The sequence below is a fragment of the Pseudomonas sp. GM21 genome (assembly GCF_000282215.1).
Taxonomy (GTDB): Bacteria; Pseudomonadota; Gammaproteobacteria; order Pseudomonadales; family Pseudomonadaceae; genus Aquipseudomonas.
Genome location: NZ_AKJS01000077.1, coordinates 1 through 22,954 on the forward strand (window position 1 = coordinate 1; position 22,954 = coordinate 22,954).

The window sequence follows — 22,954 nt, forward strand, 5'->3', positions numbered from 1 at the left end:
GCGTGTTTTCACACAGTCTGTTCGGCGGGTTTTTTTACGCCTCCTGAAACACATTGAGGTCATTTGCGCCGCATCGAACGCCCAGTGTTGACTAAGGTTCAAGCATTGCGAGGGAGCGTGCTACATGACAGTCGTTGATTTACCCGCTGCACCGAGAGTGCTGATTGCCGAGGCCGACCCTTGGTCCCGAGACTTGCTCAAGCAGGTGCTGTTGAATGTGCGCTGCGACGCTCGGCTCGACCTGTGCGCCGATGGTCAGCAGGCAATCGACAGGCTTGCGGAGGTTCCTTACGACCTGGCGATCGTTGACTGGGAGTTGCCCGGTGTCGATGGCTTGAATGTTTTGCGCAACGTGCGCCAGCGCAGGCGCAATCCACCGCTGCCGTTCATTCTGATGAGCAGCCGCAACGACAGTGCCAGCGTGCGCGAAGCTTTACCTCTGGCGCCCACGGCGTACCTGACCAAACCCCTGAACATGGAAAACCTGACCCAGCGTCTGCAGGAATTGCTGTTGAACGCGGGTGAGGAGGTTTTCTGCGAGGTACCGACATTGGCGCCGGGCATGAAGTTGTGGGTGTATCTGGAACGTCGTCGAGAGTTGACCGAGGGTGCACCGTTGATGACTGACGTGCAGCTCGCGGTCCAGCGCAGCCTCAATCCCGGCAGTCTCGATCTGAAGCGGCTGGAAGACGAAATTCGCACCGATCCACAGATAACTGCTGTGCTGATCGCTGCCGCGAACAGCGCGGGGCATCACATTGGCGATCCTGTGCAGACCCTGTCTCAGGCTTTGCATCGCTTGGGCTCAGGGCAAAGCATGAACCTGATTCTGGGGTTGGCACTCAAGCGCAGTGCCCGGCTTGAAGATCCGTTCCTGGCGGACTATGCCGAGCGCTATTGGGAGCTGTCGCTGCACACCGCCGAGTACGCCCGCACGTTGGCGCGTTTGCTGGATCTTGAACAAGAGCGCTGTTACTGCGCGGGAATGCTGCATCGTCTCGGCGATCTGGCAATGCTGCGGTGTTTGCAAGAGTGGAAGCAGGCCGGGGGGGAGCTGGATGAGTGGGAGGAGGTGGGGCATGCGCTCGCCGAGTTCGGTGCTGCCTACGGTTCTGCGTTGCGCACGCGTTGGCGTCTGCCGCTGGAGCTGCGAGAGCTGATTGCAGCGGTCTATCAGCTCGGTGGCGGGGTTTACTCCCGCGAAGCGCTGGTGATGAACATGGCGGCACATTTGGCGCGTCTGAGCGAGCATGAGGGCGTTGAAGAGTTGGCGAGAAGCCGGACGGCGCGGCTGCTCAAGATCGGCTTGCCGGAACTGATGCGTTTGCGCAAAAAGTAGGCCTGCCGAATACCCCTGTGGAGCAGGCTTACTCCCACAGGGGTTAGGTGTTGGACCATTAAGCGCAGATGATCCGGTTCTTGCCCTGCCGCTTGGCTTCATACATCGCCGCATCCGCGCGGGCGAACAGGCGGTCGAGGCTTTCGTCTTCCTCGGTGAGGTTGGTCAAGCCTTGGCTGACGGTGATGCCGAAAGTCTGGTTGTCGTGGCTGAAGCTCAATTGCTGTATTTGCCGTTGCAGGCGCTCGGCCACTTGCATGGCCATGTCGGGGGCGCAGCCGGGAAATACCGCCGCGAACTCTTCACCGCCGATGCGACCGAACACATCCCCACGACGTAATGCATGGCGACCGCTCTCTGCGATCTGTTGCAGCACTGTGTCACCTTGCGGGTGGCCGTACGTGTCGTTAATCACCTTGAAATCATCGATGTCCAGGAGCAGGAATGCGAGTGGCACACCTTGCTTGCGTGCCTGTGCAAATTCGCGTTGAGCGCATTCGAAAAAGTGCCGGCGATTGCTGCTTTGAGTCAGCACGTCGGTGGTGGCCAGGCGTTGCAGCTCGGCTTCCGTGCGCTTCTTTTCGGTGATGTCTTCAGCAATGCCGACAATGATCAGTGGTTGACCGGGCTCGGCCTGACGGTTGATGAAGCATTTGTCGCTGATCCAACGTACTTGGCCATCGGCATTGATGATGCGGTATTCGCGATCTTCGACCGCGCCTTTGACCAGTACTTCGGCCAGGCTGCGTTCGGCATAGTCCAGATCGTCGGGGTAAATGCTGTCACGCCATTCGTTGTAGTCGGACAGTAAGCTGGCGGTGGTACGACCGAAAATCCGCTCATAGGCCGGACTGACGTAAAGCACCTGGCGGGTTTCCCAATTGAATGCCCAAAGCACCGCGTTGACGCTCACCAGCAGCGAACTGAACAGCTGTTCACGCTCACTCAGGCGCGCCACTTCGCTTTGTGCATGCATCAGCGCCATCAAGGTCTGAGCGGTGTCGGGTAACGGAAGAAGGGATGAGTCGTGCAGGTTTTTGGAGGCCATCGGGACAAATCTCAAAGGGCATATGCCGCGTTCGAAAGCGGTGCCAACGAAGCCCACCGGGGTTGGCGAAGTGTCTTTGAGATAGGGGATCTGGAGCTAAGTTCCGAAGGGTGCGCCCGCTAGCGGGCGCACCGATCAACGGCATCAGACAGCGGAAGGGCGCAGGGAGTAGGTTTTCAACTGGTCGGCGAAGTCGCGCAGGGATTGAATTCCGCTGGCTTCGGCTTCGTGTACCCAATCCTTTATGGCGGCAAGCATGTCGTGACCATTTGAGCTGGTCTTGACCCAGATCTGCTGCAAGGCCAGGCGTTTCTCGTAAATTACCTTCAGCGCCTGACTGTGTTCGAGCATGGCCTGGATGCGAATGTGGTGTTTTTCGTCCAGCAGGCTGGTTTCCCGCGAGAGCAGGCGCTTGGCACGGTGGAATTGATGGCGGACCGAGTGATCGACCTTTTCCAGCTCTTGCTTGACCAGCGGCCCGATCACCAATTTGCGGTACTGGGCCATGATCTGAAAGCGGTTGTTGAGGATCGCCATGGCGGTGTCCATGTCCAGGCTGCCTTTGCCTTCAACCCGGTGGGCAATCGGTGCAACCCGCTGGACCTTGGCCAGACGGAAAAAACTGAAGACCTGGATCCAGGCCCAACCGAGGTCGAATTCCCACTTCTTCACCGACAATTTTGCCGAGTTAGGGTAGGTGTGATGGTTGTTATGCAGTTCTTCACCACCGATCAGGATGCCCCAAGGCACCAGATTGGTCGCGGCATCGCGACATTCGAAGTTGCGGTAGCCGACGGCATGGCCGAGACCATTGACCACGCCTGCGGCCCACACCGGGATCCACATCATCTGGATGGCCCAGATGGTGATACCGATGGTGCCGAACAACAGCAAGTCGATGACGCCCATGATCGCGATACCCAACAGCGGGAATCGGCTGTAAAGATTGCGTTCGATCCAGTCTTCAGGGCAGTTCTTGCCGTAGATGCGCAGGGTTTCCGGGTTTTCCGCTTCGGCACGGTACAACTCGGCGCCTTTGCGCAGAACGGTGGAAAGCCCCTTGATGACCGGGCTGTGCGGGTCATCGACGGTTTCGCATTTGGCGTGATGCTTGCGGTGGATAGCGGTCCACTCGCGGGTGTTCTGTGCCGTGGTGAGCCACAGCCAGAAGCGGAAGAAATGTTTCAGGCCAGCATTGAGCTCAAGCGAGCGATGGGCTGAGTAACGATGCAAATAGACCGTGACGCCAATGATCGTGACATGGGTCATCAGCAGGGTGACTGCCACCAGTGACCAGGGCGACAAGCCGAGTAAACCTTCGTACCACATAGGCTGTAGGGCCCCCGATAAAGAAAAAAATAGCCGTTGCATTATCACTAAGCCCACGGATAAAACCAGTCGCCCTTTCGGATAAGAGTGGCTGGATGTGTCATTAACCTATAATTCCAACCTTTTTGTAGGGACATGGACGGCCGAATGTCTGCCACCTATCGCAATGCCTTGCTTGCAGCGCTGCTTTATCTGTTGATTTCAGTCGCCTGGATGGAGTTCAGCGGCTATTTATTGAACAGTTTCTTCGATAGTTCTGCCGAGCTATTGCGCTGGCAACTGATCAACGGCTATTCCTGGATGGTGCTCAGCGCCGGTTTGATCTTCATTGCCCGGGCCCGACTGTTCCAGTGCCTGGGGATCGGCGCCAAACTGCGCGAGCGTCAGGCCGACCGCGAGTATCTGCGTCAGGCGGCCGTGGTGTTCGATTGCACCCGTGAGGGCGTATTGGTCACCGATAGCAACGGATTGATTGTCCATGTGAACCGGGCCTTCATGGCGATCACCGGTTATCGGCGAGATGAGGTGCTGGGACAGCAACCCAGACTGTTCAAATCCGGCCATCATCCGTCGGCGTTCTACCGAGCGATGTTTGCGACACTCAACAGTACCGGCGAATGGAGCGGGGAAATCTGGAATCGCCGCAAAAACGGCGAAATTTATCCGCAATGGCAAACCATCCGCATCATTCATGACGATCAAGGCCGAAGAAGCCAATACGTGGCGGTGTTTTCCGACATCAGTGCGATCAAAAACTCCGAGCACGAACTCAAACACCTGGCTCACCACGATCCGCTGACCGATTTGCCCAATCGACTGTTATTCACCGATCGCATCGAACAGGCGCTAGCGTCGGCGCAAATCCACAAGCGAGGTTGCGCGTTGCTGATGGTCGACCTCGATCACTTCAAGATGATCAACGACAGCCTTGGGCACACCGTCGGTGATCAGTTGCTCAAGGCTGTGGCCGAGCACTTGAAAACCCTGTGTGGCCCTGGCATCTCCCTGGCGCGTCTGGGGGGTGACGAGTTTGCGGTGCTTGCCGAAAATTGCCCGCAAATAGCACAAGCCGGGACGCTGGCGCAGCGGATCATCGATAGCCTGCGGGAGCCGTTCTACATCAACGCGCATCGACTGTTTATCAACACCAGTGTCGGTATCAGTCAGTTCCCCAGCGATGCCTTGAATGCCGAGCAAATGTTGCGCAATGCAGGTTCGGCATTGTCCAAGGCCAAGAATGCAGGCCCGAATGGCTACGCGCTCTACACCGAAGAATTGACGGTCCATGCCCGGCAGCGGGTAGAAATTGCTTTCGAATTGCGCCGCGCCCTGGAGCGGCAGGAGCTGCGCGTCCATTACCAACCTGTGCATGACCTCAAAACCAGTCGCCTGGTGGGCGTGGAAGCGTTGGTGCGTTGGGCGCATCCGCAGCGTGGGCTGGTGTCGCCAGCAGAGTTCATCCCCATCGCCGAGCGTACCGGTTTGATTGCCGAGATCGATGCCTGGGTCATGCAGCAGGCCTGCGAGCAAATGTGTCAGTGGCACGCCGCTGGCGTGGTGCTGTCGTTCGTTGCGGTGAATATTTCATCGCGGCTGTTTGCCCGGCGTGAGCTGTATCAGCAGGTGGCACGGGTGCTTGATGCGACGGGGCTTGATCCGGCGTATCTGGAGCTTGAAGTCACTGAGAGCGCGGTGATGGATGATCCGGAAGTGGCGCTGGAGCAGATGCATCGCTTGCGCGAGTTAGGCGTGCGGCTGGCCATTGATGATTTCGGCACGGGTTATTCGTCGCTGCTGCGGCTCAAGCGGTTGCCTGTGCAAAAACTCAAGATCGACCAAGGGTTTGTCGCAGGCCTGCCAGGGGGTGACGATGATGCCGCCATTGTGCGGGTGATCATGGCCTTGGCGCAGAGTATGGGGATGCAGGTACAGGCTGAGGGAATCGAGTACGTCGATCAGGCCGGTTTCCTGCTGGAACATGACTGCGATCTGGGGCAAGGCTACTGGTTTGGGCGGCCGGTGCCGGCCGAGCAGTTGGATTGGATGTGCACGCCCATTATTCGCTAAGCCGTGCCCGAGCATTCCCACGCTCTGCGTGGGAATGCCGTCCTGGACGCTCTGCGTCTTCCCAAAACCATGACGCAGTGCGTCATCGGATGCGTTCCCACGCAGCGTGTGGGAATGATCAATTTTTCAGTTATATAAACATTCTTAAATAGTCTTTTTAAGAATATCTACTCCTCACTACTATTGGTCTCACGCCGCAAGCAGTGCCGTCACTGCCAGGCAACCTCTCAGTTGAAGGAGCAGCACCATGAGCGCATCCCTACGTAGTGTTGATGGCCAAGACGAAGCAACCATTTTGCGTGAGATCCAGAGCGCATTGCGCGATCTGCGCTTTGGGGCTGTGGAGATCACTGTGCATAACGCCCAGGTCGTGCAGATCGAACGCAAAGAAAAATTTCGTTTGCAGAATCCGAGTAACAAACCGAGCTAAGTAACCGGCAACCCGCTTCCAGTACCTCATAAAAAAGCCAACACAATCAGAATTCCAGGAGCTTTCACCATGTCGTCAATTCGTCATTTCGCTTTGGCCGCCCTGGCCAGTGCACTGTTTGCGGGTTCCGCGGTTGCCAAGGATTACGAGCTGCTCAATGTGTCATACGACCCGACGCGTGAGCTGTACCAGGACTACAACGCGGAGTTCATCAAGCTCTGGCAAAAGGATCACGCCGGCGACAACGTAAAAATCCAGCAATCCCACGGTGGTTCGGGCAAACAGGCCCGTGCAGTGATCGACGGTCTTCGCGCCGACGTCGTGACCCTGGCCCTGGCCGGCGACATCGACGAAATCGCCAAGCTCGGCAAGAGCCTGCCGGCCGACTGGCAGACACGTCTACCGGAGGCGAGCACGCCATATACCTCGACCATCGTGTTTCTGGTGCGCAAGGGCAACCCTAAAGGAATCAAGGATTGGGGTGACCTGATCAAGAACGATGTGGCGGTCATTACCCCGAACCCGAAGACCTCCGGCGGCGCACGCTGGAACTTCCTCGCGGCCTGGGCCTATGGCCTGAAAGCCAACGGCGGTGACGAAGCCAAGGCCAAGCAATACGTACAAACCCTCTTCAAGCACGTGCCAGTGCTGGACACCGGCGCTCGCGGTTCGACCATTACCTTCGTCAACAACGGTCAGGGTGACGTGTTGCTGGCTTGGGAAAATGAGGCCTTCCTGGCGCTGAAAGAAGACGGCGGTGCCGACAAGTTCGAAATCGTCGTGCCTTCGCTGTCGATCCTTGCCGAGCCACCGGTGGCCGTGGTCGACAAGAACGCCGAGAAAAAGGGTAACGAGCAGATCGCCGATGCGTATCTCAAATACCTGTATAGCCCGGCCGGCCAGGAAATCGCGGCGAAAAACTTCTATCGTCCACGTGACAAGGAGGTCGCCGCGAAGTACGCCAAGCAATTCCCGACCCTGGACCTTGTGACCATCGACAAGAACTTCGGCGGCTGGAAAACCGCGCAGCCGAAATTCTTCAACGACGGTGGCGTGTTCGACCAGATTTATCAGGCTCAGTAGTCTTAAATAGCCATCAACGGGCCCCGATTTAACCGTCGGGGCTTTGCGCGTTCTCAACCAAGGACTTTTATGTCGCGTCGTATTTCCCCCGTCATACCCGGCTTCGGGCTGACGCTGGGTTACACCTTGGTGTACCTCAGCCTGATTGTGCTTATTCCACTGGCGGCGATGTTCGTCCATGCCGCCCAACTCACCTGGGATCAGTTCTGGGCAATTATCTCGGCGCCACGGGTGTGGGCGGCGATGAAGCTGAGCTTCGGCACGGCGCTCTATGCCGCGATCATCAACGGCATCATCGGCACGCTGCTCGCCTGGGTGCTGGTGCGCTACACCTTCCCGGGACGCAAAGTCATCGATGCAATGATCGACTTGCCCTTCGCATTGCCCACTGCGGTGGCGGGTATTGCGCTGACTGCGTTGTACACCCCCACTGGTTTGGTGGGTCAGTTTGCAGCGGATCTGGGTTTCAAGATTGCGTACACCCCCCTCGGCATCACCCTTGCCCTCACTTTTGTGACACTTCCATTCGTAGTACGTACCGTACAGCCAGTATTGGCTGATATCCCGCGTGAAGTGGAGGAAGCGGCGGCGTGTCTCGGTGCAAAACCGCTACAGGTTTTCCGCCATATTCTGGTGCCGGCACTGCTGCCAGCCTGGCTCACCGGTTTCGCGTTGGCCTTTGCCCGCGGGGTCGGCGAGTATGGTTCGGTGATTTTCATCGCCGGCAACATGCCAATGAAAACCGAGATCCTGCCGTTGCTGATCATGGTCAAACTCGACCAGTACGATTACACCGGCGCCACGTCCATTGGTGTACTGATGCTGGTGGTTTCCTTCGTCCTGTTGCTGCTGATCAATTTGCTGCAACGTCGCATCGAAACCCCATAAGGAGGCGCGAACCATGTCCCAATCGTCTATTGCTGCCGCCTCTTCGGCCAACGCCGCCCGTCGTGGCAGTGCCACCTCGCGAAGAATCCTGATCGGTCTTGGCTGGTTGATTTTTGTACTGTTCCTGGTGTTGCCGCTGTTTATCGTGGTGTCCCAGGGTTTGAAGAATGGCCTGGGGGCGTTTTTCACCGCGATCTTCGAACCTGACGCATTGTCCGCGCTGAAACTGACGGTGATCGCCGTGCTGATCTCGGTGCCGCTGAACCTGGTGTTCGGCGTCAGCGCCGCTTGGTGCGTGAGCAAGTACTCTTTCCGCGGAAAGAGCATGCTGGTAACGCTGATCGACTTGCCGTTCTCGGTATCGCCAGTGATCGCCGGTCTGGTCTATGTGCTGATGTTCGGCGCCCAAGGCTTCTTCGGGCCGTGGTTGCAGGATCACGACATCCAGATCATCTTCGCGTTGCCTGGCATCGTACTGGCGACGATTTTCGTCACCGTGCCGTTTGTGGCGCGCGAGCTGATCCCGTTGATGCAGGAACAAGGCACGCAAGAAGAAGAGGCCGCGCGCCTGCTTGGCGCCAATGGTTGGCAAATGTTCTGGCACGTCACCGTTCCCAATATCAAATGGGGCCTGATCTACGGCGTGGTGCTGTGCACTGCGCGGGCGATGGGAGAGTTCGGGGCGGTGTCGGTGGTTTCCGGGCACATTCGCGGGGTGACCAACACCTTGCCGTTGCACGTCGAGATCCTCTACAACGAATACAACCACGTGGCCGCGTTCGCTGTAGCGAGCCTGTTGCTGATCATGGCGCTCTTCATCCTGTTGCTTAAGCAGTGGAGCGAAAACCGTATTAACCGCCTGCGCGCCAGCGCCGCGGAGGAATGATTTCATGTCGATCGAAGTGCGTAACGTCAGCAAGAATTTCAACGCGTTCAAGGCGCTGGACAACATCAGCCTGGACATTCAAAGCGGCGAACTCGTGGCGCTGCTTGGCCCCTCGGGCTGCGGTAAAACCACCCTGTTGCGGATCATCGCCGGTCTGGAAACACCGGATCAGGGCAACATCGTGTTCCATGGCGAAGACGTCTCCGGCCATGACGTGCGTGATCGCAACGTTGGTTTTGTGTTCCAGCACTACGCCTTGTTCCGCCACATGACGGTGTTCGATAACGTCGCCTTCGGCCTGCGCATGAAGCCGAAAAACCAGCGCCCGAGCGAAAGTCGTATCGCGGAGAAAGTCCACGAATTGCTGAACATGGTGCAGCTGGACTGGCTGTCGGATCGCTACCCGGAACAACTTTCCGGCGGCCAGCGTCAGCGTATTGCCCTGGCTCGCGCCTTGGCCGTGGAACCGAAAGTCCTGCTGCTCGACGAACCCTTCGGTGCTTTGGACGCCAAGGTCCGTAAAGAGCTGCGTCGCTGGCTGGCGCGGCTCCACGAGGACATCAACCTGACTTCCGTATTCGTGACGCACGACCAGGAAGAAGCGATGGAAGTCGCCGACCGGATCGTGGTGATGAACAAGGGTGTGATCGAGCAGATCGGCTCACCGGGCGATGTTTATGAAAACCCGGCCAGCGATTTTGTTTATCACTTCCTCGGGGATTCCAACCGCCTGCATCTGGGGGAGGACAATCACGTGCTGTTCCGTCCGCACGAGGTGTCGCTGTCGCGCCATGAACTGGAAGATCACCACGCCGCGCAGGTGCGCGACATTCGTCCGCTGGGTGCAACGACTCGGGTGACGTTGAAGGTCGAAGGTCAGAGCGAATTGATCGAGGCGGAAGTGGTGAAGGATCACGACAGCCTGATCGGGCTGGAGAAGGGTGAAACCTTGTTCTTCAAGCCCAAGGTCTGGCAAAAACTGGCCAATATTTAAAACAAAAGCATCGCGAGCAGGCTCTCTCCCACAGGGTTCTATGTGCGCCATAGATCTAAGGTGGGAGCGAGCCTGCTCGCGATGGCGTCTTATGCCGCAGCGCGATTCGGATTGATCCGCACCCCTCCCGCCCGCGCCTCGATCTGGTCTTTGAGGTCATGCCGCAACCCCAGCAAAAACATTAACTCCACCACCACAAACAACGGCCCGACAATCAACCCGCTCACATCATCAACAAACGCCGGCTTACGCCCTTCGTAGTAATGCCCGATAAACTGAATCACCCAGCCCGCCACAAACATCCCGATACCGCTCGACAGCCAGACCAGCGTGCTTTGTTGCGCCAGCGTCTGCCCCGCCCAAACGGACAGGCCAAGTAATACGCTCATCAGCACCCCGAGCCGCAACTCCAGGCGCAGGTAAAACCACGCTGAAGCGAGCGACACCAGCACTGCCGGTGACAGCCAGCCGCCAGCCCATTGCGGCCGCGACAGCAATACCGCGACGGCCACCATAATCAATGGAATACCGATAAAGTGGCTGGCGATATTGCGCGGATCACGGTGGTAGGTGGCGTATTGACTGAGATGGTCAACGAGGCTTTTCATTGTTATTCCTCCTGTAGGGTGATTGATCATGCCCCGGGTTCACATTTGGCTCTGTCGGGCAGGCGACAATCTCTAGGAGATTCCATGGATATGCAGGCCTGGCGTTCGCGCCTGATGACGGGGCAGTGGTTCAGTCATCTACCTGTTCCCTTACAGGATAGTCTGCTGGCGGCGGCCAGGCTGCGGCGCTTGTCGTCGGGGCAATTACTGTTCAAACGCGGGGATCCGCCGTGCGGCTTGTATGCGGTGCTCGAAGGTTCGGTACGCATCGGTGCGGTCAATGAGCAGGGCAAAGAAGCGCTGCTGAGCCTGGTGGAGCCACCGCACTGGTTCGGTGAAATCTGCCTGGTCGACGGCCGGCCACGTACTCACGATGCCTTCGCCGTAGGCCAGTGCGTCCTGTTGCATGTACCGCAGCTGGCGCTGCTGAAACTGCTCGACGAACAACCGGTGTATTGGCGGCAACTGGCGTTGCTGATGAGCCACAAACTGCGCCTGACCTTCATCAACCTCGAACAATTGAGCCTGATGCCCGCCCCGGCGCGTCTCGCCCATCGCTTGCTGATGATTGCCGAGGGGTACGGCGAAATCGAACCCCCGCGCCGGGTTCTGCAACTGCCGCAGGAACAGTTGGCTTCGATGCTGTCGTTATCACGCCAGACGACCAATCAGATTCTCAAGGACCTGCAGGGGCAGGGGATTTTGAATCTCAAGTACGGCGAAATCGAAATTGTCGACGCCGAGCGGTTGCGCGCATTGACGATTTTTTGAAACGCAACGTTATGGGTGGGTTTTGCCTGCGAAGGCGTCTAGCCTGTGACGACGATAATCGAGGTGTGCCATGCGTGTACTGCTAGTAGAAGACGAACCGGAGACCGCCAAAGTCCTGGCCAACGGCCTGAATGAGGCGAGCTATTCGGTGGATGTAGCGCTCAACGGCATGGACGGCCGGCGCTTTATCGAGACCGGCGAATACGAGCTGATCATCCTTGATGTGATGCTGCCAGGACTCAACGGCTGGCAGTTGCAGCAGCAGATTCGCAAGCTCGGCAACACGCCGGTGCTGTTCCTCACCACCAAGGATGGCATCGAGGATCGGTTGCGCGGGCTCGAACTGCATGAGGATGATTATTTGCTCAAGCCGTTTACCGTGAGTGAACTGGTGGCGCGGGTGCGCAAGTTGATGCGGCGGGATCGGGGGCGGTGATATGCCGCAAGCTTGGTTAAAAAATGAGCTGGACTTCAACTTAGAACTGCACTAAATACAATGCATATCCACAGTTTGTGGAATTTTGCACGGTATACGATGCAGGTTGGCAAATGGAAAACCTTGGTGAACTGATCCGCTCGCTCCGAAAAGAGCAAAAGCTTTCCCAGCAGGCGCTGGCAAAACAGTACGGCATGAGCCGCTCCACGATTTCAGGAATTGAAAACAACACCCTTGCTGAAATCGGCCTGCGCAAAGTTGAGGCGATCCTCAACGGTTTCGGGTACGAGCTCACTGCCGTGCCTCGTCGGTCGAAGCGTCCAACGCTGGACTCGCTGAAAAAGGCCAACTTCCATGAATGAGCCGCAAGAAAAGGACCGGCTTCACATCAGTGTGTCCGCAACCGCAGTCGGCACCTTGGGTCGTGGTCAGTCTCGCAGCGATTCAGTTTTTACCTACGTCGAAAATGCAGGGGAACAAAACTCGGTTTCGTTGACCATGCCGGCTCGCCTCGAAAGTTATGCGTGGGAGCAAGGTGTACCGCCTATTTTCGAAATGAACCTGCCCGAAGGGGTGCTGCGCGAGGAATTGGTTCGGCGTTTCAGCAAAGCGGTCAGGGGCTTTGATGATTTCGCGATGTTATCGATTGTCGGCCCGCATCAGCTTGGGCGAGTGGGCATTGCAAACGCGCAGGATGCAAACGATCTTCCACCTGAAACCAGCCTATCTGACCTTCTGATTCATGACGGTGCTCAAGGCTTGTTTGAGGATCTGTTGCACACCTATGGCCAGTACTCCGGTGTTTCCGGTGTACAACCCAAGGTGTTGGTCCGTGACAGCGCGACAACCGTCGACCGGCTGACTCATCGAGGCGCGACGCACCTGGTCAAATCCTTTCGTGCCGAGGAATACCCTGAACTCGCAGCCAACGAGTATTTCTGCATGCGAGCAGCCCTGCATTCAGGGCTTGAAGTGCCGAAGTTCGAGCTCAGCGAGCATGGCAAATTCCTGGTGGTTGAACGCTTCGATCTGAATGAGCAAGGTTATTTGGGATTCGAGGATTTCTGCGTACTCAATGCCTGGCCCTCAAAGGCCAAATACGATGGCTCATACGAAGGTGCCGCGAGGCAGATTAAAGCATTCGTATCTCCACCCTTGCTCAATCAGGCGCTTGAGTCTTTTTTCAAGATCGTTGCGCTCTCGTCAGCCTTGAAGAATGGCGACGCTCACCTTAAAAACTTCGGCGTGCTGTACGAGCATTGCGGCATGGATGCACAAATCAGCCTCGCTCCGGCCTATGACATCGTCACCACTTCGGTTTACATAAAGTCCGACAGCATGGCGTTGCTGTTGGGCGGTTCAAAAGCATGGCCCAAGCACAAAGTGCTGATGCGATTTGGCCGTTCGGCCTGCAACCTCACGGAGGGCCGTTGTAATGAGCTGTTGCAGCAGGTCGCCCACGGGATGGAGGTGGCAATGACCGAGATGGCGGCTTACATAAAAGACAGCAGCGTCTTTACGGCAGTTGGCGAAGCGATGATGGAGCAATGGGCATCAGGCATCGCGCGCAGTCTCGTGAAAAGTTGATCAGCGCAACCCATCCCGAAACTGCCCCGGCGTCATCCCGGTCCAGCGTTTGAACGCGCGGCTGAAGCTGCTGGTATCGGCAAATCCCAACAAGTAACTGACTTCACTCAACGAGCATTGCGGATCCCGCAGGTGCAGCAGCGCCAGGTTTTCGCGGCTTTCATTGAGCAACGTATCGAACCGACAACCTTCGTCCGCCAAGTGCCGTTGCAGGCTGCGCAAGCTCAGGTGCAGGGCCTTGGCGATGAGTTCGGCACTGGGTTCGCCTTCAGGCAATTGCTCTTCGATGGCGTCACGGACTTTGCGCTCCCAGGTCAGCGGTTTCAGTTGCGCCAGGGTGCGTTTGAGCACGGTTTCATTGTGCTCGGCGAGTTCCGGATTGGCGTCATCCAGGTGGCTGTCGAAATCCACCAGAGAAAACTCCACGCGGTCTTCGTTGGCCGAAAAGTACACCGGTGAGCGGAAAACTTTGTGCCATTGGTGCGCGTCGGCCGGTTCCGGTCGACGCAGGTACACCGCCAGCGGTGCATAGTCGCGACCGAGGCGATTGCGGCAAGTGCGCACGTAGATCGCGGTAAAGGCGTCGATGGCTTCGAACGCTGGCGCCGGGTTGCCGGCCGGGATTTTCAGATGAAAGCGGTAGCGATCCTCGGCGCGGGTCAGCTCCAGTTCCAGGGCATCGCTGACCACCTGGTGATACCGCACGATGCGCTCGAAAACCTCGCGCAAGCTGCCGCTGGCCACCAGCGCATAACCGAGCGCATGAAAGGTGGTAGGGCTGACAAAACGTGACACGCGCAGGCCAATCGCCGGATCGCCACTGACCTGCACGGCGATTTCCCACAGCCGCGTGGTGCCGGACAACGGGTAACGGGCGTTCGGGTCGTCCATCAATTGCGGATCAAGCCCCGCCTGATGGCAAAGCGCGCTGCTGTCGAGGCCCAGGGCATCGAGTTGCTTGCGCAGGGCGCGGGTCCAGCTGGCGAGGGAGGTCGGTTCAGTCATGCTGATTGGCGCTTCCGGTCAACAGGTTGGCGTTCTCGGCTACCACCTTGCCAAGGGTCGCAAGGCAGGATGCGAACATCAATAACCAGAGGATGGAAGCATGCATGGTACTTCTGCAAGTCCCCAGCGACTGAATGCAGCGCAGCGATCAGCACATATTCGTGAAGTGGTGCTGGCCAAGGGCGTCGAGTTGCGTAAGCGCTACCCGATTTTCAACCATCAAGACGCGCTCGGCGCAGGGATTCTGGCCTTCGCCCTGGCCGGGATGATCGGGTCGGCGGCGCTCTATATGGCCGGGCACATGGCCTGGTGGGTGTGCTTGTTGCTCAACGCTTTTTTCGCCTCGTTGACCCACGAACTGGAACACGACCTGATTCACAGCATGTACTTTCGCAAACAGCGCGTGCCGCACAATCTGATGATGGCGCTGGTGTGGCTGGCGCGTCCGAGCACGATCAATCCATGGATCCGCCGCCATTTGCACCTCAATCACCACAAGGTTTCGGGCACTGAAACCGACATGGAAGAACGCGCCATTACCAATGGCGAGCCTTGGGGGGTTGCGCGGTTGCTGATGGTCGGCGACAACATGATGTCGTCATTCATCCGCATGCTGCGGGCCAAAACCTGGGCTCACAAGTTCAGCATCGTCCAGCGCACATTGAAGGTCTACGCGCCGCTCGCGCTGGTGCATTGGGGCGCGTGGTACATGTTCCTCGGCTTCCATGCGGCCAACGGCATCGCGTCCCTGGCGGGCGCGCCGATCGAGTGGTCGGCGACCACCATGTCGGTGATGCAGGTGATCGACATCGCGGCGGTGGTGATCATCGGCCCGAACGTGTTGCGTACGTTCTGCCTGCACTTCATCAGTTCGAACATGCATTACTACGGCGATGTGGAACCGGGCAACGTGATGCAGCAGTGCCAGGTGCTTAACGCCTGGTGGCTGTGGCCGTTGCAGGCGTTCTGCTTCAACTTCGGCAGCAGCCACGGCATCCATCACTTTGTGGTGAAGGAACCGTTTTACATCCGTCAGATGACCGTGCCAGTGGCGCATAAGGTGATGCGTGAAATGGGCGTGCGGTTCAATGATTTCGGCACGTTTGGCCGGGCTAACCGGTTTGTTCGCAAAGACGTTGCACAACCTCGGGAGGTTCGTGCCGCTCAGGTGTGATGGATGCAACCGGACACTCAAAATCGAAACAAGCGATGGTCAATGCGCTCGTCATCAATCTGACCCAAAGAGGCGATACGTTAGAGCACGAGCAGGGAGGTTGGCGGTCAACGTTTCACTGAGCGTTATATGCGATTTGGGTCTAACAAAGTAATTAAATATTCCTTTATTAGATAACCGTTTCGAACAATCATCGCTTCACAGATTTTGAGTTTCCGGGGCCGTCTCCTTGGCAGGGTGCGGTCCCTTTTTTTATTCCCATTGCGCGGTCATAGGACTAATCGCTGATGTTTCTTAAGACCTGTTATTTCTGACAGTAGACGAGTGGAGGGGTAGCTCTACACTGAAAATGTGGGTCCCTTCTGGGCAATCAGAGCGGGTCAAGAAACGTTTTCAGGGAGAAATCGAATGAACTATTTTGCAGGCCACTACACGATGGACGGGCCAGTAACTCATTTGGTGATAAAGGACGATGAGCCGATCTCGGGGCACCTGGATTTAGAGGATGCCCATCGCGACATCAGTGATGGGAGGGTCCGTTATCGGTGCGGCAGCAGCCTTGAATTTATGACTGTGGATGATATTCATGAGGTCAAGGAGCAGTGGTCGCTCATGTTTAGTTTCAGACGCATGTCGCTTGTCGGGACATGCGAGCAGACCTGCAAGAACGGCGAAACCAACACCCGGAACGTGTTGTTTAAAAGAGACGAGCCCACTGCAAACGCGTGTTGAGTCTAGTTGACCCAGGATCTTTCCTTAGCGCATCAACCCGATGGTGATCGGGTTGAATATCTGCTGCTTGAAATCCCCTGCATATTCTTTATGGGCCTTAACAAATAGCTTCTTATTCCTTAACGAATATAACTCTCCTCCCTATACTCGACCAGGAACAGACACGCAGCAGGAGAGCTCCCCCATGCGCAACGAATCCATTCGCTACCTGATTGTGCCGGGCTGGCAAGGATCGCCTGACGATCATTGGCAAAGCCACTGGCAGAACAGCCTGCCAAACAGCACGCGGGTGGAGCAGGCGGACTGGCTGACACCTCGTCGTGAAGACTGGGTCGCGGCGCTGGCCGAAGCGATTGCCGCCGACAGCACGCCGGTGATCCTGATCGCGCATAGCTTGGGTTGCATCACCGTCGCCCATTGGGCCGCCACTGCACCCGTGCAGTTTCTTCGTCAGGTGCGCGGGGCCTTGCTGGTCGCGCCTGCAGACGTCGAGCGCCCGGCCTGTGCGCCGGCCTTGCGTAACTTCGCACCGATTCCAACCGACCTGTTGCCGTTCCCGAGCCAGATCGTCAGCTCCGATAACGACAGCGCCGTGAGTACGCCGCGAGCCCTTGAGTTGGCGCGCAATTGGGGTTCGGAAGCGGGGATTTTGTCGGGGGCCGGGCATATCAATGTGAAGTCCGGCCACCAGCGCTGGGAGCAGGGTTTTGCCTTCCTCTATCGCTTGCAGAACCGCATGGAACATCACGCCTTGCGACGCGCTTGAACCTTTTGTTTTTTGCTTTTGTTTTTTAAAACAGCGCCCCCCGTCTCCCGGCGGTTTTGGGCGGGAGTCTGCCATGAGTATTGAAGCCTTTGGTCAGCCATTGCTGACCTTTCCCGATGCAGAAAAAAGTCCCCTGAGCATCCGCGCCAAAGCGCTGGTGTTTGTCGATCCGCGCTCGCGCCAGTTGCGCCAGGAATTGGAGCAACTGGCGCCGCGTTCGATCTCGGTGTTGATTCGCGGTGAAACCGGCAGCGGCAAGGAATTGCTGGCGCGTCATATCCATCGCGCCAGTGATCGTGGCGGTTTGTTTGTTTCGGTCAATTGCGGGGCGATCAGTCCGACTTACGCCGATGCGGAGTTGTTCGGTTATGCCGCTGGCAGCTTCAGCGGTTCGGCCAGCAGCCGCGCCGGGTGGTTCGGTTCGGCCAATGGCGGCACGCTCTATCTGGATGAGATCGGTGATTTGCCGCTGCCGATTCAGATCAAACTGCTCGCCGCGCTGGAAAACCACGAAGTGACCCGTGTTGGCGCGCATCAACCGAGCCCGGTGGACGTGCGTCTGGTTGCCGCCACCAGCATTGATCTGGCCCAGGCCGTGGCCGCCGGGAAATTCCATGAGCGGCTTTATCACTACCTCAGTGAAGGGCATCTGGAGTTGCCGGCATTGCGTGACCGCGTGGGCGATATTCTGTCGCTGGCCGAGTATTTCCTCGGCATCTACAGCCATCGCCTCGAACTGCCGGTGCCGCTGATCAGTGAGGCCGCACAACTTGTGCTGGAACGGCACAGTTGGCCGGGAAACACCCGCGAGCTGGAAAACGTCATTCACTTTGCGTTGTTGGTCAGTACTGGCGACGAAATTCTGCCGGGGCATCTGAATTTGCCTGACACGGCCTTGCCGCTGGCGCAGATCGAACAGCAGGCGGCTCAACTGATCAAAAACGGCACGGCCACGGAACGCTCCGCGCTCAAGCAATTGTTGGAAAGTCTGACGCAAACCTTGTAGCAGCTGCCGAAGGCTGCGTTCGGCTGCGCAGCAGTCGCAAAATGGTTGACGCGTTTCTGATGAATAACCGTGTTGTTTGGGGACGACCGCTTCGCAGTCGAACGCAGCCTTCGGCAGCTGCTACATCGATCGCAGCGCCCGATTGAACAAAATGGAATATTAAAGTGAATAAAAGATATTGTTCGGGAATAAAAAATCCCGGTATTGTCCGCGTCACGTCAGCGATAGCACATCACTGGCACTTGTATTTAAAGCCGTCGTCGACGACGACCGTGATTTTCGATAAGGACACTGCATGAAAAAGGTACTGTTGTTCACCGCACTGGCGGCTGCCCTGACTGCGGGCCTGGCCCAGGCTGGCGAGAAACTGGTGGTTGCGGCGACCCCGATTCCACACGCCGAAATTCTCGAACTGATCAAACCAGCCCTCGCTAAAGATGGCGTGGATCTGGAAATCAAAGTGTTCACCGACTACGTTCAGCCAAACGTACAGGTTGACCAAAAGCGTCTGGACGCCAACTACTTCCAGACCCTGCCGTACCTGAAAAGCTTCAACGAAGGCAAAGGCACCAACCTGGTAACCGTGATTGGCGTGCACGTCGAACCGTTCGGCGGCTACTCGAAGAAAGTCAAAACCCTGGCTGAGCTCAAAGACGGCGCGACCATTGCCATCCCGAACGAAGGCAGCAATAGCGGCCGTGCCCTGATCCTGCTGCAGAAGGCAGGCCTGATTGAGTTGAAAGACCCGAAAAACGCGCTGGCTACCCCGAAAGACATCGCCAAGAACCCGCACAACTTCAAGTTCAAGGAACTGGAATCGGCCATGCTCCCGCGTGTGCTGGATCAAGTCGACCTGGACATGATCAACACCAACTACGCGCTGGAAGCGGGTCTGAACCCGGCTAAAGACGCGCTGATCATCGAAGGTGCAGATTCGCCTTACGTGAACTTCCTGGTGGCACGTCCGGACAACAAGGACAGCGTTGCCATCCAGAAACTGGCCAAGGCATTGACCAGTCCTGAAGTGAAAGCGTTCATCGAGAAGAAGTACAGCGGCGCGGTTCTGCCAGCGTTCTGATTCGACACAGCAGCAAAACCTTTCAAGGTTTCAAACGCCGACGGCTGATAAAGCGTCGGCGTTTTTGATCGTTCCCACGCTCTGCGTGGGAATGCCTCTCGGGACGCTCTGCGTCCAGTGACGCGGAGCGTCACGGGCTGCATTCCCACGCGGAGCGGTGGGAACGATCAACTCACTCAGGCCACCCCGGCCTTCAACGCCCTGCGCAACGCCACCAATAACTTCACGATGTCCTGCGGATCCAGTCGCTGCGGTACTTTTACGTCTGCCATTTTCTCTTCCCTGTGATGGATTGGCCGGGGGAGTCTGGCCAAAAGCTGTGCGTCCTTGGAGGTGCATTACGGAAAAAAGATCCCGTCTGCAGTGCAAAGAAAAGTAGTCGCCTTCCATTGCGACAGCAAATCCCCGGATAGTTTTTTGCGTGATATCAATATGCTTTAACGGTATTTAAATTCTTGTTTTTATACCTTTAAAGTCGGTGTCCGCCGGGCCGTTATCCACGACCCATGGACTGCGCCACCGCCGCTTACCGAGCGGCGTACAGGATGTTCAATGACTCTCGATTACGCATTTATCCTCAGTACCCTGCCGGCATTTCTCAAGGCCGTGGGCGTGACGCTGCAGGTCGGCTTTATCGCCATCGGTACATCGCTGCTGGTGGCGCTGCTCAACGCAACGATTCTGGTGTTTCGCACGCCTTACCTGCAGCGCTGCGTCGGCCTGTATGTAGAACTCGCGCGCAACACGCCGCTGCTGATTCAACTGTTCTTCGTCTACTTCGCTTTGCCGGCGCTGGGCATCAAGATTTCGGGTTTCGCGGCGGCGATCATCACCATGACCTTTCTCGGTGGCGCCTACCTCACAGAGGTGCTGCGCGCCGGCGTCGACGCCGTGCCCCTGGCACAACTTGAATCGGGTCGCTCCATCGGCCTGTCCCACGGGCAATTGCTGCGCTACGTGATCTTGCCGCAAGCCGGCATCCTCAGCCTGCCGTCGCTGTTTGCCAATTTCATTTTCCTGCTCAAGGAAACCACCGTGGTCTCGGCGGTGGCGGTGCCGGAAATTCTCTACACCACCAAAAGCTACATCGCGCTGTACTACAAAACCTACGAAATGCTCGCCGTGTTGACGCTGATTTGCGTGCTGCTGTTTTTGCCGCTCTCGCTGTTGCTCAGCCGTCTGGAAAGGAGGCTCCAGCATGGCCAGTTCGGGTCTTGAGTTGCTCTGGGTGTCGTTGCCGCAGTTGGGCAAGGGCGCAGCGCAAACCTTGTCGATCTCTATTCTGAGCATCGCCATCAGCACCGTCGGTGGCGTGCTGTACGGCGTGTTGCGCACGCTGAATTCAAAATGGCTGAACGCGATTTTGCGGGTGTACCTGGAATTGTTCCGGGCGATCCCGGTGCTGGTCTGGCTGTATTTGCTGTTCTTCGGCCTGCCAATTTTCTTTGGCCTGAGCCTTCCGGGTTTCTGGTGCGCGGTGCTGGTGTTGTCGCTGTGGGGCGCCAGCGAAGTCGGCGAAGTGGTGCGTGGCGCGTTGCATTCGTTGCCACGCGGGCAGCGTGAAGCGGGGCTGTCGATTGGCCTGAACGGGCCGCAACTCTACGGTTACGTGCTGTTGCCGCAGGCGTTGAAACGCATGACTCCGCCGACCCTCAACGTTTACACACGCATCATCAAAACCAGCTCCCTGGCGGTACTGATCGGTGTGGTGGACGTGATCAAGGTCGGCCAGCAAATCATCGAGCGCACTTACGAGTCGGTGCTGATCTACGGTGCGCTGTTCCTGTTTTTCTTTTTCATTTGCTACCCGCTCTCGGCCGCCTCGCGCGTGCTGGAGCGGCGCTGGACACACGCATGAGCGCATTGATTGAGTTCAAGGGTTTCAACAAGTTTTTCGGCGAGCAGCAAGTGTTGAACGGCATCGACTTGCAGGTGAACACCGGCGAAGTGATCGTCATTCTCGGCCCCAGCGGTTGCGGCAAAAGTACCTTGCTGCGATGCCTGAATGGCCTGGAAGTCGCCCACAGCGGCAGCTTGAATTTTGCTGGCCGCGAACTGCTGGACAAGGGCACCGACTGGCGCGAAGTCCGCCAGCAGATCGGCATGGTGTTCCAGAGTTATCATCTGTTTCCGCACATGAAGGTGCTCGACAACCTGCTGCTCGGCCCGCTGAAAGTGCAGAAGCGTGACCGCCGCGAAGCCCGTGACCAGGCCGAAGCCTTGCTGGCGCGGGTGGGCCTTTCGGACAAACGTGATGCGTTCCCGCGTCAGCTCTCCGGTGGCCAGCAGCAACGCATCGCCATCGTCCGTTCGCTGTGCATGAATCCGCAGGTCATGCTTTTCGATGAAGTCACCGCCGCCCTGGACCCGGAAATGGTCAAGGAGGTGCTGGAAGTCATACAGGGCCTGGCCCGCGAAGGCATGACCCTGTTGATCGTCACCCACGAAATGGCCTTCGCCCGCGCGGTGGCGGACCGCATCGTGTTCATGGATGGCGGGCGAATCATTGAGCAAAACCCTCCCGAGATTTTCTTTACGAACCCGCAAACCGCACGAGCGCAGCAGTTCCTGGAGAAGTTCTCCTACGTCGCCGCACTACCCCAAACGACTCAAATAAAGGAACTGGAACCGCTATGAAAACCGCCAAGACTTCACTGCTGCTACTCCCGCTGCTCGGCCTCGCGTTGCTGGCCGGCTGCAACAAAACCGAAGAGCCCGCCAAGCCTGCCGCGACCAGTGCGAGCTACCTGGAAAAAATCAAAGCCCGGGACAAATTGATCGTTGGCGTCTTCACCGATAAGCCACCGTTCGGTTTCGTCAATGAGGCCGGGCGCTACGTCGGTTTCGATACCGACATTGGCCGTCGATTCGCCAAGGACCTGCTGGGCGATGAAAACAAAATCGAGTTCGTCGCGGTGGAGCCGGCCAGCCGGATTCCGTTCCTGCAAAGTGACAAGGTCGATCTGATCCTGGCCAACATGACCGTCACCCCGGAGCGTAAGGAAGCAGTGGACTTCACCAACCCGAACCTCAAAGTCGCGGTGCAGGCGTTGGTACCACAGACCAGCACGGTGAAAAATCTCGATGACCTGGCCACGCGCACGACCATCGTCACCACGGGTACAACTGCAGATATCTGGCTGACCAAAAACCATCCGGACTGGAAACTGCTGAAATTCGAGAAGAACTCCGAATCACTGCAAGCCCTGGCCAATGGACGCGGTGATGCGTATGCGCAGGACAATCTGGTGCTGTTCAGCTGGGCCAAACAGAACCCTGGCTATCGTGTGCTGACCCAGACCTTGGGCGCCGAAGCACCGATTGCGCCAGCGGTGAAGAAGGGCAATATCGAGCTGCGTGACTGGGTGAATACCGAGTTGGCGAAGATGGGTGAGGAGAAATATCTGCTCAAGCTGTATGACCAATATGTGCGCAAGGAACTGAGCGAAGATACTAAGCCCGAGAGCGTGATTGTTGAGGGTGGGAAGTGGCAGGGGTGAATCACTGACTCATGCAGCGACTGCTCTGCCCCCATCGCGAGCAGGCTCGCTCCCACAGGGATTCTGTGAACGCCACAGGTCTAATGTGGGAGCGAGCCTGCTCGCGATGGCGATTTTTCAGGCGCTGAAAAGTCCAGCGAGTTGTCTACGGCGAGTGTTTCGATGGAAGCCGTTACGAATTTTTCTTCATAAGCCGGGTGTGCAAGGCTGGAACGCTGCTCTAAGCT

The 22,954-nt window shown here is 57.4% G+C and carries 24 protein-coding genes; 20 read left to right on the forward strand and 4 right to left on the reverse strand.

All coding sequences use genetic code 11. The features are described 5' to 3' along the window. Positions 1–124 precede the first annotated feature (124 nt). The gene (locus PMI22_RS17425) at positions 125–1,339 is read left to right on the forward strand and encodes a response regulator (RefSeq protein ID WP_007945256.1); all 1,215 of its coding nucleotides are present in this window, start codon (positions 125–127) and stop codon (positions 1,337–1,339) included. A 58-nt stretch (positions 1,340–1,397) separates the two neighbouring features. Here the strand turns inward: PMI22_RS17425 and PMI22_RS17420 are convergent, their stop codons facing one another. Together PMI22_RS17420 and desA are read right to left on the reverse strand one after the other, a co-directional pair. Then, positions 1,398–2,387 (reverse strand): GGDEF domain-containing protein, encoded by a 990-nt coding sequence (locus PMI22_RS17420; RefSeq protein ID WP_007945257.1) that lies wholly within the window; start codon positions 2,385–2,387, stop codon positions 1,398–1,400. A 144-nt stretch (positions 2,388–2,531) separates the two neighbouring features. After that, positions 2,532–3,716 carry a delta-9 fatty acid desaturase DesA gene (desA, locus tag PMI22_RS17415; RefSeq protein WP_007945258.1) on the reverse strand — a complete coding sequence of 395 codons (1,185 nt, stop codon included), beginning with the start codon at positions 3,714–3,716 and terminating at the stop codon, positions 2,532–2,534. Between the two features lie 147 nt (positions 3,717–3,863). Between desA and dibA the strand changes: the two genes are divergently transcribed. The 6 genes from dibA to PMI22_RS17385 all read left to right on the forward strand — a co-directional run bounded on the left by dibA (position 3,864) and on the right by PMI22_RS17385 (position 10,064). Continuing rightward, complete coding sequence (dibA, locus tag PMI22_RS17410) at positions 3,864–5,783, forward strand: phosphodiesterase DibA (RefSeq protein ID WP_007945259.1); 1,920 nt, start codon at positions 3,864–3,866, stop codon at positions 5,781–5,783. 247 nt (positions 5,784–6,030) lie between these two features. Then, a complete protein-coding gene (gene oscA / locus PMI22_RS17405; protein ID WP_007945260.1) occupies positions 6,031–6,213 on the forward strand; it encodes a sulfur starvation response protein OscA in 183 nt (60 codons plus the stop codon). Between the two features lie 69 nt (positions 6,214–6,282). Beyond that, complete coding sequence (locus PMI22_RS17400) at positions 6,283–7,296, forward strand: sulfate ABC transporter substrate-binding protein (RefSeq protein WP_007945261.1); 1,014 nt, start codon at positions 6,283–6,285, stop codon at positions 7,294–7,296. A gap of 69 nt (positions 7,297–7,365) precedes the next feature. Continuing rightward, complete coding sequence (gene cysT, locus PMI22_RS17395) at positions 7,366–8,184, forward strand: sulfate ABC transporter permease subunit CysT (protein ID WP_007945262.1); 819 nt, start codon at positions 7,366–7,368, stop codon at positions 8,182–8,184. Between the two features lie 13 nt (positions 8,185–8,197). Continuing rightward, the gene (cysW, locus tag PMI22_RS17390) at positions 8,198–9,070 is read left to right on the forward strand and encodes a sulfate ABC transporter permease subunit CysW (RefSeq protein WP_007945263.1); all 873 of its coding nucleotides are present in this window, start codon (positions 8,198–8,200) and stop codon (positions 9,068–9,070) included. 4 nt (positions 9,071–9,074) lie between these two features. Then, positions 9,075–10,064, forward strand: a complete 990-nt coding sequence (locus PMI22_RS17385) for a sulfate/molybdate ABC transporter ATP-binding protein (protein WP_007945264.1) — start codon at positions 9,075–9,077, stop codon at positions 10,062–10,064. An 89-nt stretch (positions 10,065–10,153) separates the two neighbouring features. Here the strand turns inward: PMI22_RS17385 and PMI22_RS17380 are convergent, their stop codons facing one another. Next, on the reverse strand, positions 10,154–10,672 hold the full coding sequence (locus tag PMI22_RS17380) for an Mpo1 family 2-hydroxy fatty acid dioxygenase (RefSeq protein WP_007945265.1): 519 nt from the start codon (positions 10,670–10,672) through the stop codon (positions 10,154–10,156). 84 nt (positions 10,673–10,756) lie between these two features. On the opposite strand from PMI22_RS17380, the gene PMI22_RS17375 reads away from it, so the two are divergent. The 4 genes from PMI22_RS17375 to PMI22_RS17360 all read left to right on the forward strand — a co-directional run bounded on the left by PMI22_RS17375 (position 10,757) and on the right by PMI22_RS17360 (position 13,466). Next, on the forward strand, positions 10,757–11,443 hold the full coding sequence (locus PMI22_RS17375) for a Crp/Fnr family transcriptional regulator (protein ID WP_007945266.1): 687 nt from the start codon (positions 10,757–10,759) through the stop codon (positions 11,441–11,443). Between the two features lie 70 nt (positions 11,444–11,513). After that, positions 11,514–11,879 carry a response regulator gene (locus PMI22_RS17370; RefSeq protein ID WP_007945267.1) on the forward strand — a complete coding sequence of 122 codons (366 nt, stop codon included), beginning with the start codon at positions 11,514–11,516 and terminating at the stop codon, positions 11,877–11,879. 113 nt (positions 11,880–11,992) lie between these two features. Continuing rightward, positions 11,993–12,241, forward strand: a complete 249-nt coding sequence (locus PMI22_RS17365) for a helix-turn-helix domain-containing protein (protein ID WP_007945268.1) — start codon at positions 11,993–11,995, stop codon at positions 12,239–12,241. Continuing rightward, a complete protein-coding gene (locus PMI22_RS17360) occupies positions 12,234–13,466 on the forward strand; it encodes a type II toxin-antitoxin system HipA family toxin (protein WP_007945269.1) in 1,233 nt (410 codons plus the stop codon). Before PMI22_RS17365 ends, PMI22_RS17360 begins: the two co-directional genes overlap by 8 nt. Here the strand turns inward: PMI22_RS17360 and PMI22_RS17355 are convergent, their stop codons facing one another. Then, entirely contained in the window at positions 13,467–14,471 is a 1,005-nt protein-coding gene (locus PMI22_RS17355) for an AraC family transcriptional regulator (protein WP_007945270.1), read from the reverse strand. A 100-nt stretch (positions 14,472–14,571) separates the two neighbouring features. Here PMI22_RS17355 and PMI22_RS17350 point away from each other — a divergent pair, with 100 nt between their 5' ends. The 9 genes from PMI22_RS17350 to PMI22_RS17310 all read left to right on the forward strand — a co-directional run bounded on the left by PMI22_RS17350 (position 14,572) and on the right by PMI22_RS17310 (position 22,727). Further along, the gene (locus PMI22_RS17350) at positions 14,572–15,645 is read left to right on the forward strand and encodes a fatty acid desaturase (RefSeq protein WP_007945271.1); all 1,074 of its coding nucleotides are present in this window, start codon (positions 14,572–14,574) and stop codon (positions 15,643–15,645) included. A 408-nt stretch (positions 15,646–16,053) separates the two neighbouring features. Further along, entirely contained in the window at positions 16,054–16,377 is a 324-nt protein-coding gene (locus PMI22_RS17345) for a hypothetical protein (protein ID WP_007945273.1), read from the forward strand. A 184-nt stretch (positions 16,378–16,561) separates the two neighbouring features. After that, positions 16,562–17,143: an alpha/beta hydrolase gene (locus PMI22_RS17340; RefSeq protein WP_007945274.1), complete on the forward strand. Its 582-nt coding sequence runs from the start codon at positions 16,562–16,564 to the stop codon at positions 17,141–17,143. A gap of 73 nt (positions 17,144–17,216) precedes the next feature. Then, a complete protein-coding gene (locus PMI22_RS17335) occupies positions 17,217–18,149 on the forward strand; it encodes a sigma 54-interacting transcriptional regulator (protein WP_007945275.1) in 933 nt (310 codons plus the stop codon). Between the two features lie 295 nt (positions 18,150–18,444). Continuing rightward, on the forward strand, positions 18,445–19,227 hold the full coding sequence (locus PMI22_RS17330; RefSeq protein WP_007945276.1) for a MetQ/NlpA family ABC transporter substrate-binding protein: 783 nt from the start codon (positions 18,445–18,447) through the stop codon (positions 19,225–19,227). Positions 19,228–19,779: 552 nt separating this feature from the next. Beyond that, positions 19,780–20,445 carry an amino acid ABC transporter permease gene (locus PMI22_RS17325; RefSeq protein WP_007945280.1) on the forward strand — a complete coding sequence of 222 codons (666 nt, stop codon included), beginning with the start codon at positions 19,780–19,782 and terminating at the stop codon, positions 20,443–20,445. Further along, a complete protein-coding gene (locus PMI22_RS17320; protein WP_007945281.1) occupies positions 20,426–21,085 on the forward strand; it encodes an amino acid ABC transporter permease in 660 nt (219 codons plus the stop codon). Before PMI22_RS17325 ends, PMI22_RS17320 begins: the two co-directional genes overlap by 20 nt. Further along, the gene (locus PMI22_RS17315) at positions 21,082–21,864 is read left to right on the forward strand and encodes an amino acid ABC transporter ATP-binding protein (RefSeq protein ID WP_007945282.1); all 783 of its coding nucleotides are present in this window, start codon (positions 21,082–21,084) and stop codon (positions 21,862–21,864) included. The genes PMI22_RS17320 and PMI22_RS17315 overlap by 4 nt, the downstream gene beginning before the upstream one ends. Next, positions 21,861–22,727 carry a transporter substrate-binding domain-containing protein gene (locus tag PMI22_RS17310; protein ID WP_007945284.1) on the forward strand — a complete coding sequence of 289 codons (867 nt, stop codon included), beginning with the start codon at positions 21,861–21,863 and terminating at the stop codon, positions 22,725–22,727. Before PMI22_RS17315 ends, PMI22_RS17310 begins: the two co-directional genes overlap by 4 nt. Positions 22,728–22,954: the final 227 nt, after the last annotated feature.

Bases quoted from the DNA above. Each gene is read 5' to 3' on its own strand.
- PMI22_RS17425 (WP_007945256.1), top strand. From the start codon at position 125: ATGACAGTCGTTGATTTACCCGCTGCACCGAGAGTGCTGATTGCCGAG.
- PMI22_RS17420 (WP_007945257.1), bottom strand. From the start codon at position 2,387: ATGGCCTCCAAAAACCTGCACGACTCATCCCTTCTTCCGTTACCCGAC.
- desA (WP_007945258.1), bottom strand. From the start codon at position 3,716: ATGTGGTACGAAGGTTTACTCGGCTTGTCGCCCTGGTCACTGGTGGCA.
- dibA (WP_007945259.1), top strand. From the start codon at position 3,864: ATGTCTGCCACCTATCGCAATGCCTTGCTTGCAGCGCTGCTTTATCTG.
- oscA (WP_007945260.1), top strand. From the start codon at position 6,031: ATGAGCGCATCCCTACGTAGTGTTGATGGCCAAGACGAAGCAACCATT.
- PMI22_RS17400 (WP_007945261.1), top strand. From the start codon at position 6,283: ATGTCGTCAATTCGTCATTTCGCTTTGGCCGCCCTGGCCAGTGCACTG.
- cysT (WP_007945262.1), top strand. From the start codon at position 7,366: ATGTCGCGTCGTATTTCCCCCGTCATACCCGGCTTCGGGCTGACGCTG.
- cysW (WP_007945263.1), top strand. From the start codon at position 8,198: ATGTCCCAATCGTCTATTGCTGCCGCCTCTTCGGCCAACGCCGCCCGT.
- PMI22_RS17385 (WP_007945264.1), top strand. From the start codon at position 9,075: ATGTCGATCGAAGTGCGTAACGTCAGCAAGAATTTCAACGCGTTCAAG.
- PMI22_RS17380 (WP_007945265.1), bottom strand. From the start codon at position 10,672: ATGAAAAGCCTCGTTGACCATCTCAGTCAATACGCCACCTACCACCGT.
- PMI22_RS17375 (WP_007945266.1), top strand. From the start codon at position 10,757: ATGGATATGCAGGCCTGGCGTTCGCGCCTGATGACGGGGCAGTGGTTC.
- PMI22_RS17370 (WP_007945267.1), top strand. From the start codon at position 11,514: ATGCGTGTACTGCTAGTAGAAGACGAACCGGAGACCGCCAAAGTCCTG.
- PMI22_RS17365 (WP_007945268.1), top strand. From the start codon at position 11,993: ATGGAAAACCTTGGTGAACTGATCCGCTCGCTCCGAAAAGAGCAAAAG.
- PMI22_RS17360 (WP_007945269.1), top strand. From the start codon at position 12,234: ATGAATGAGCCGCAAGAAAAGGACCGGCTTCACATCAGTGTGTCCGCA.
- PMI22_RS17355 (WP_007945270.1), bottom strand. From the start codon at position 14,471: ATGACTGAACCGACCTCCCTCGCCAGCTGGACCCGCGCCCTGCGCAAG.
- PMI22_RS17350 (WP_007945271.1), top strand. From the start codon at position 14,572: ATGCATGGTACTTCTGCAAGTCCCCAGCGACTGAATGCAGCGCAGCGA.
- PMI22_RS17345 (WP_007945273.1), top strand. From the start codon at position 16,054: ATGAACTATTTTGCAGGCCACTACACGATGGACGGGCCAGTAACTCAT.
- PMI22_RS17340 (WP_007945274.1), top strand. From the start codon at position 16,562: ATGCGCAACGAATCCATTCGCTACCTGATTGTGCCGGGCTGGCAAGGA.
- PMI22_RS17335 (WP_007945275.1), top strand. From the start codon at position 17,217: ATGAGTATTGAAGCCTTTGGTCAGCCATTGCTGACCTTTCCCGATGCA.
- PMI22_RS17330 (WP_007945276.1), top strand. From the start codon at position 18,445: ATGAAAAAGGTACTGTTGTTCACCGCACTGGCGGCTGCCCTGACTGCG.
- PMI22_RS17325 (WP_007945280.1), top strand. From the start codon at position 19,780: ATGACTCTCGATTACGCATTTATCCTCAGTACCCTGCCGGCATTTCTC.
- PMI22_RS17320 (WP_007945281.1), top strand. From the start codon at position 20,426: ATGGCCAGTTCGGGTCTTGAGTTGCTCTGGGTGTCGTTGCCGCAGTTG.
- PMI22_RS17315 (WP_007945282.1), top strand. From the start codon at position 21,082: ATGAGCGCATTGATTGAGTTCAAGGGTTTCAACAAGTTTTTCGGCGAG.
- PMI22_RS17310 (WP_007945284.1), top strand. From the start codon at position 21,861: ATGAAAACCGCCAAGACTTCACTGCTGCTACTCCCGCTGCTCGGCCTC.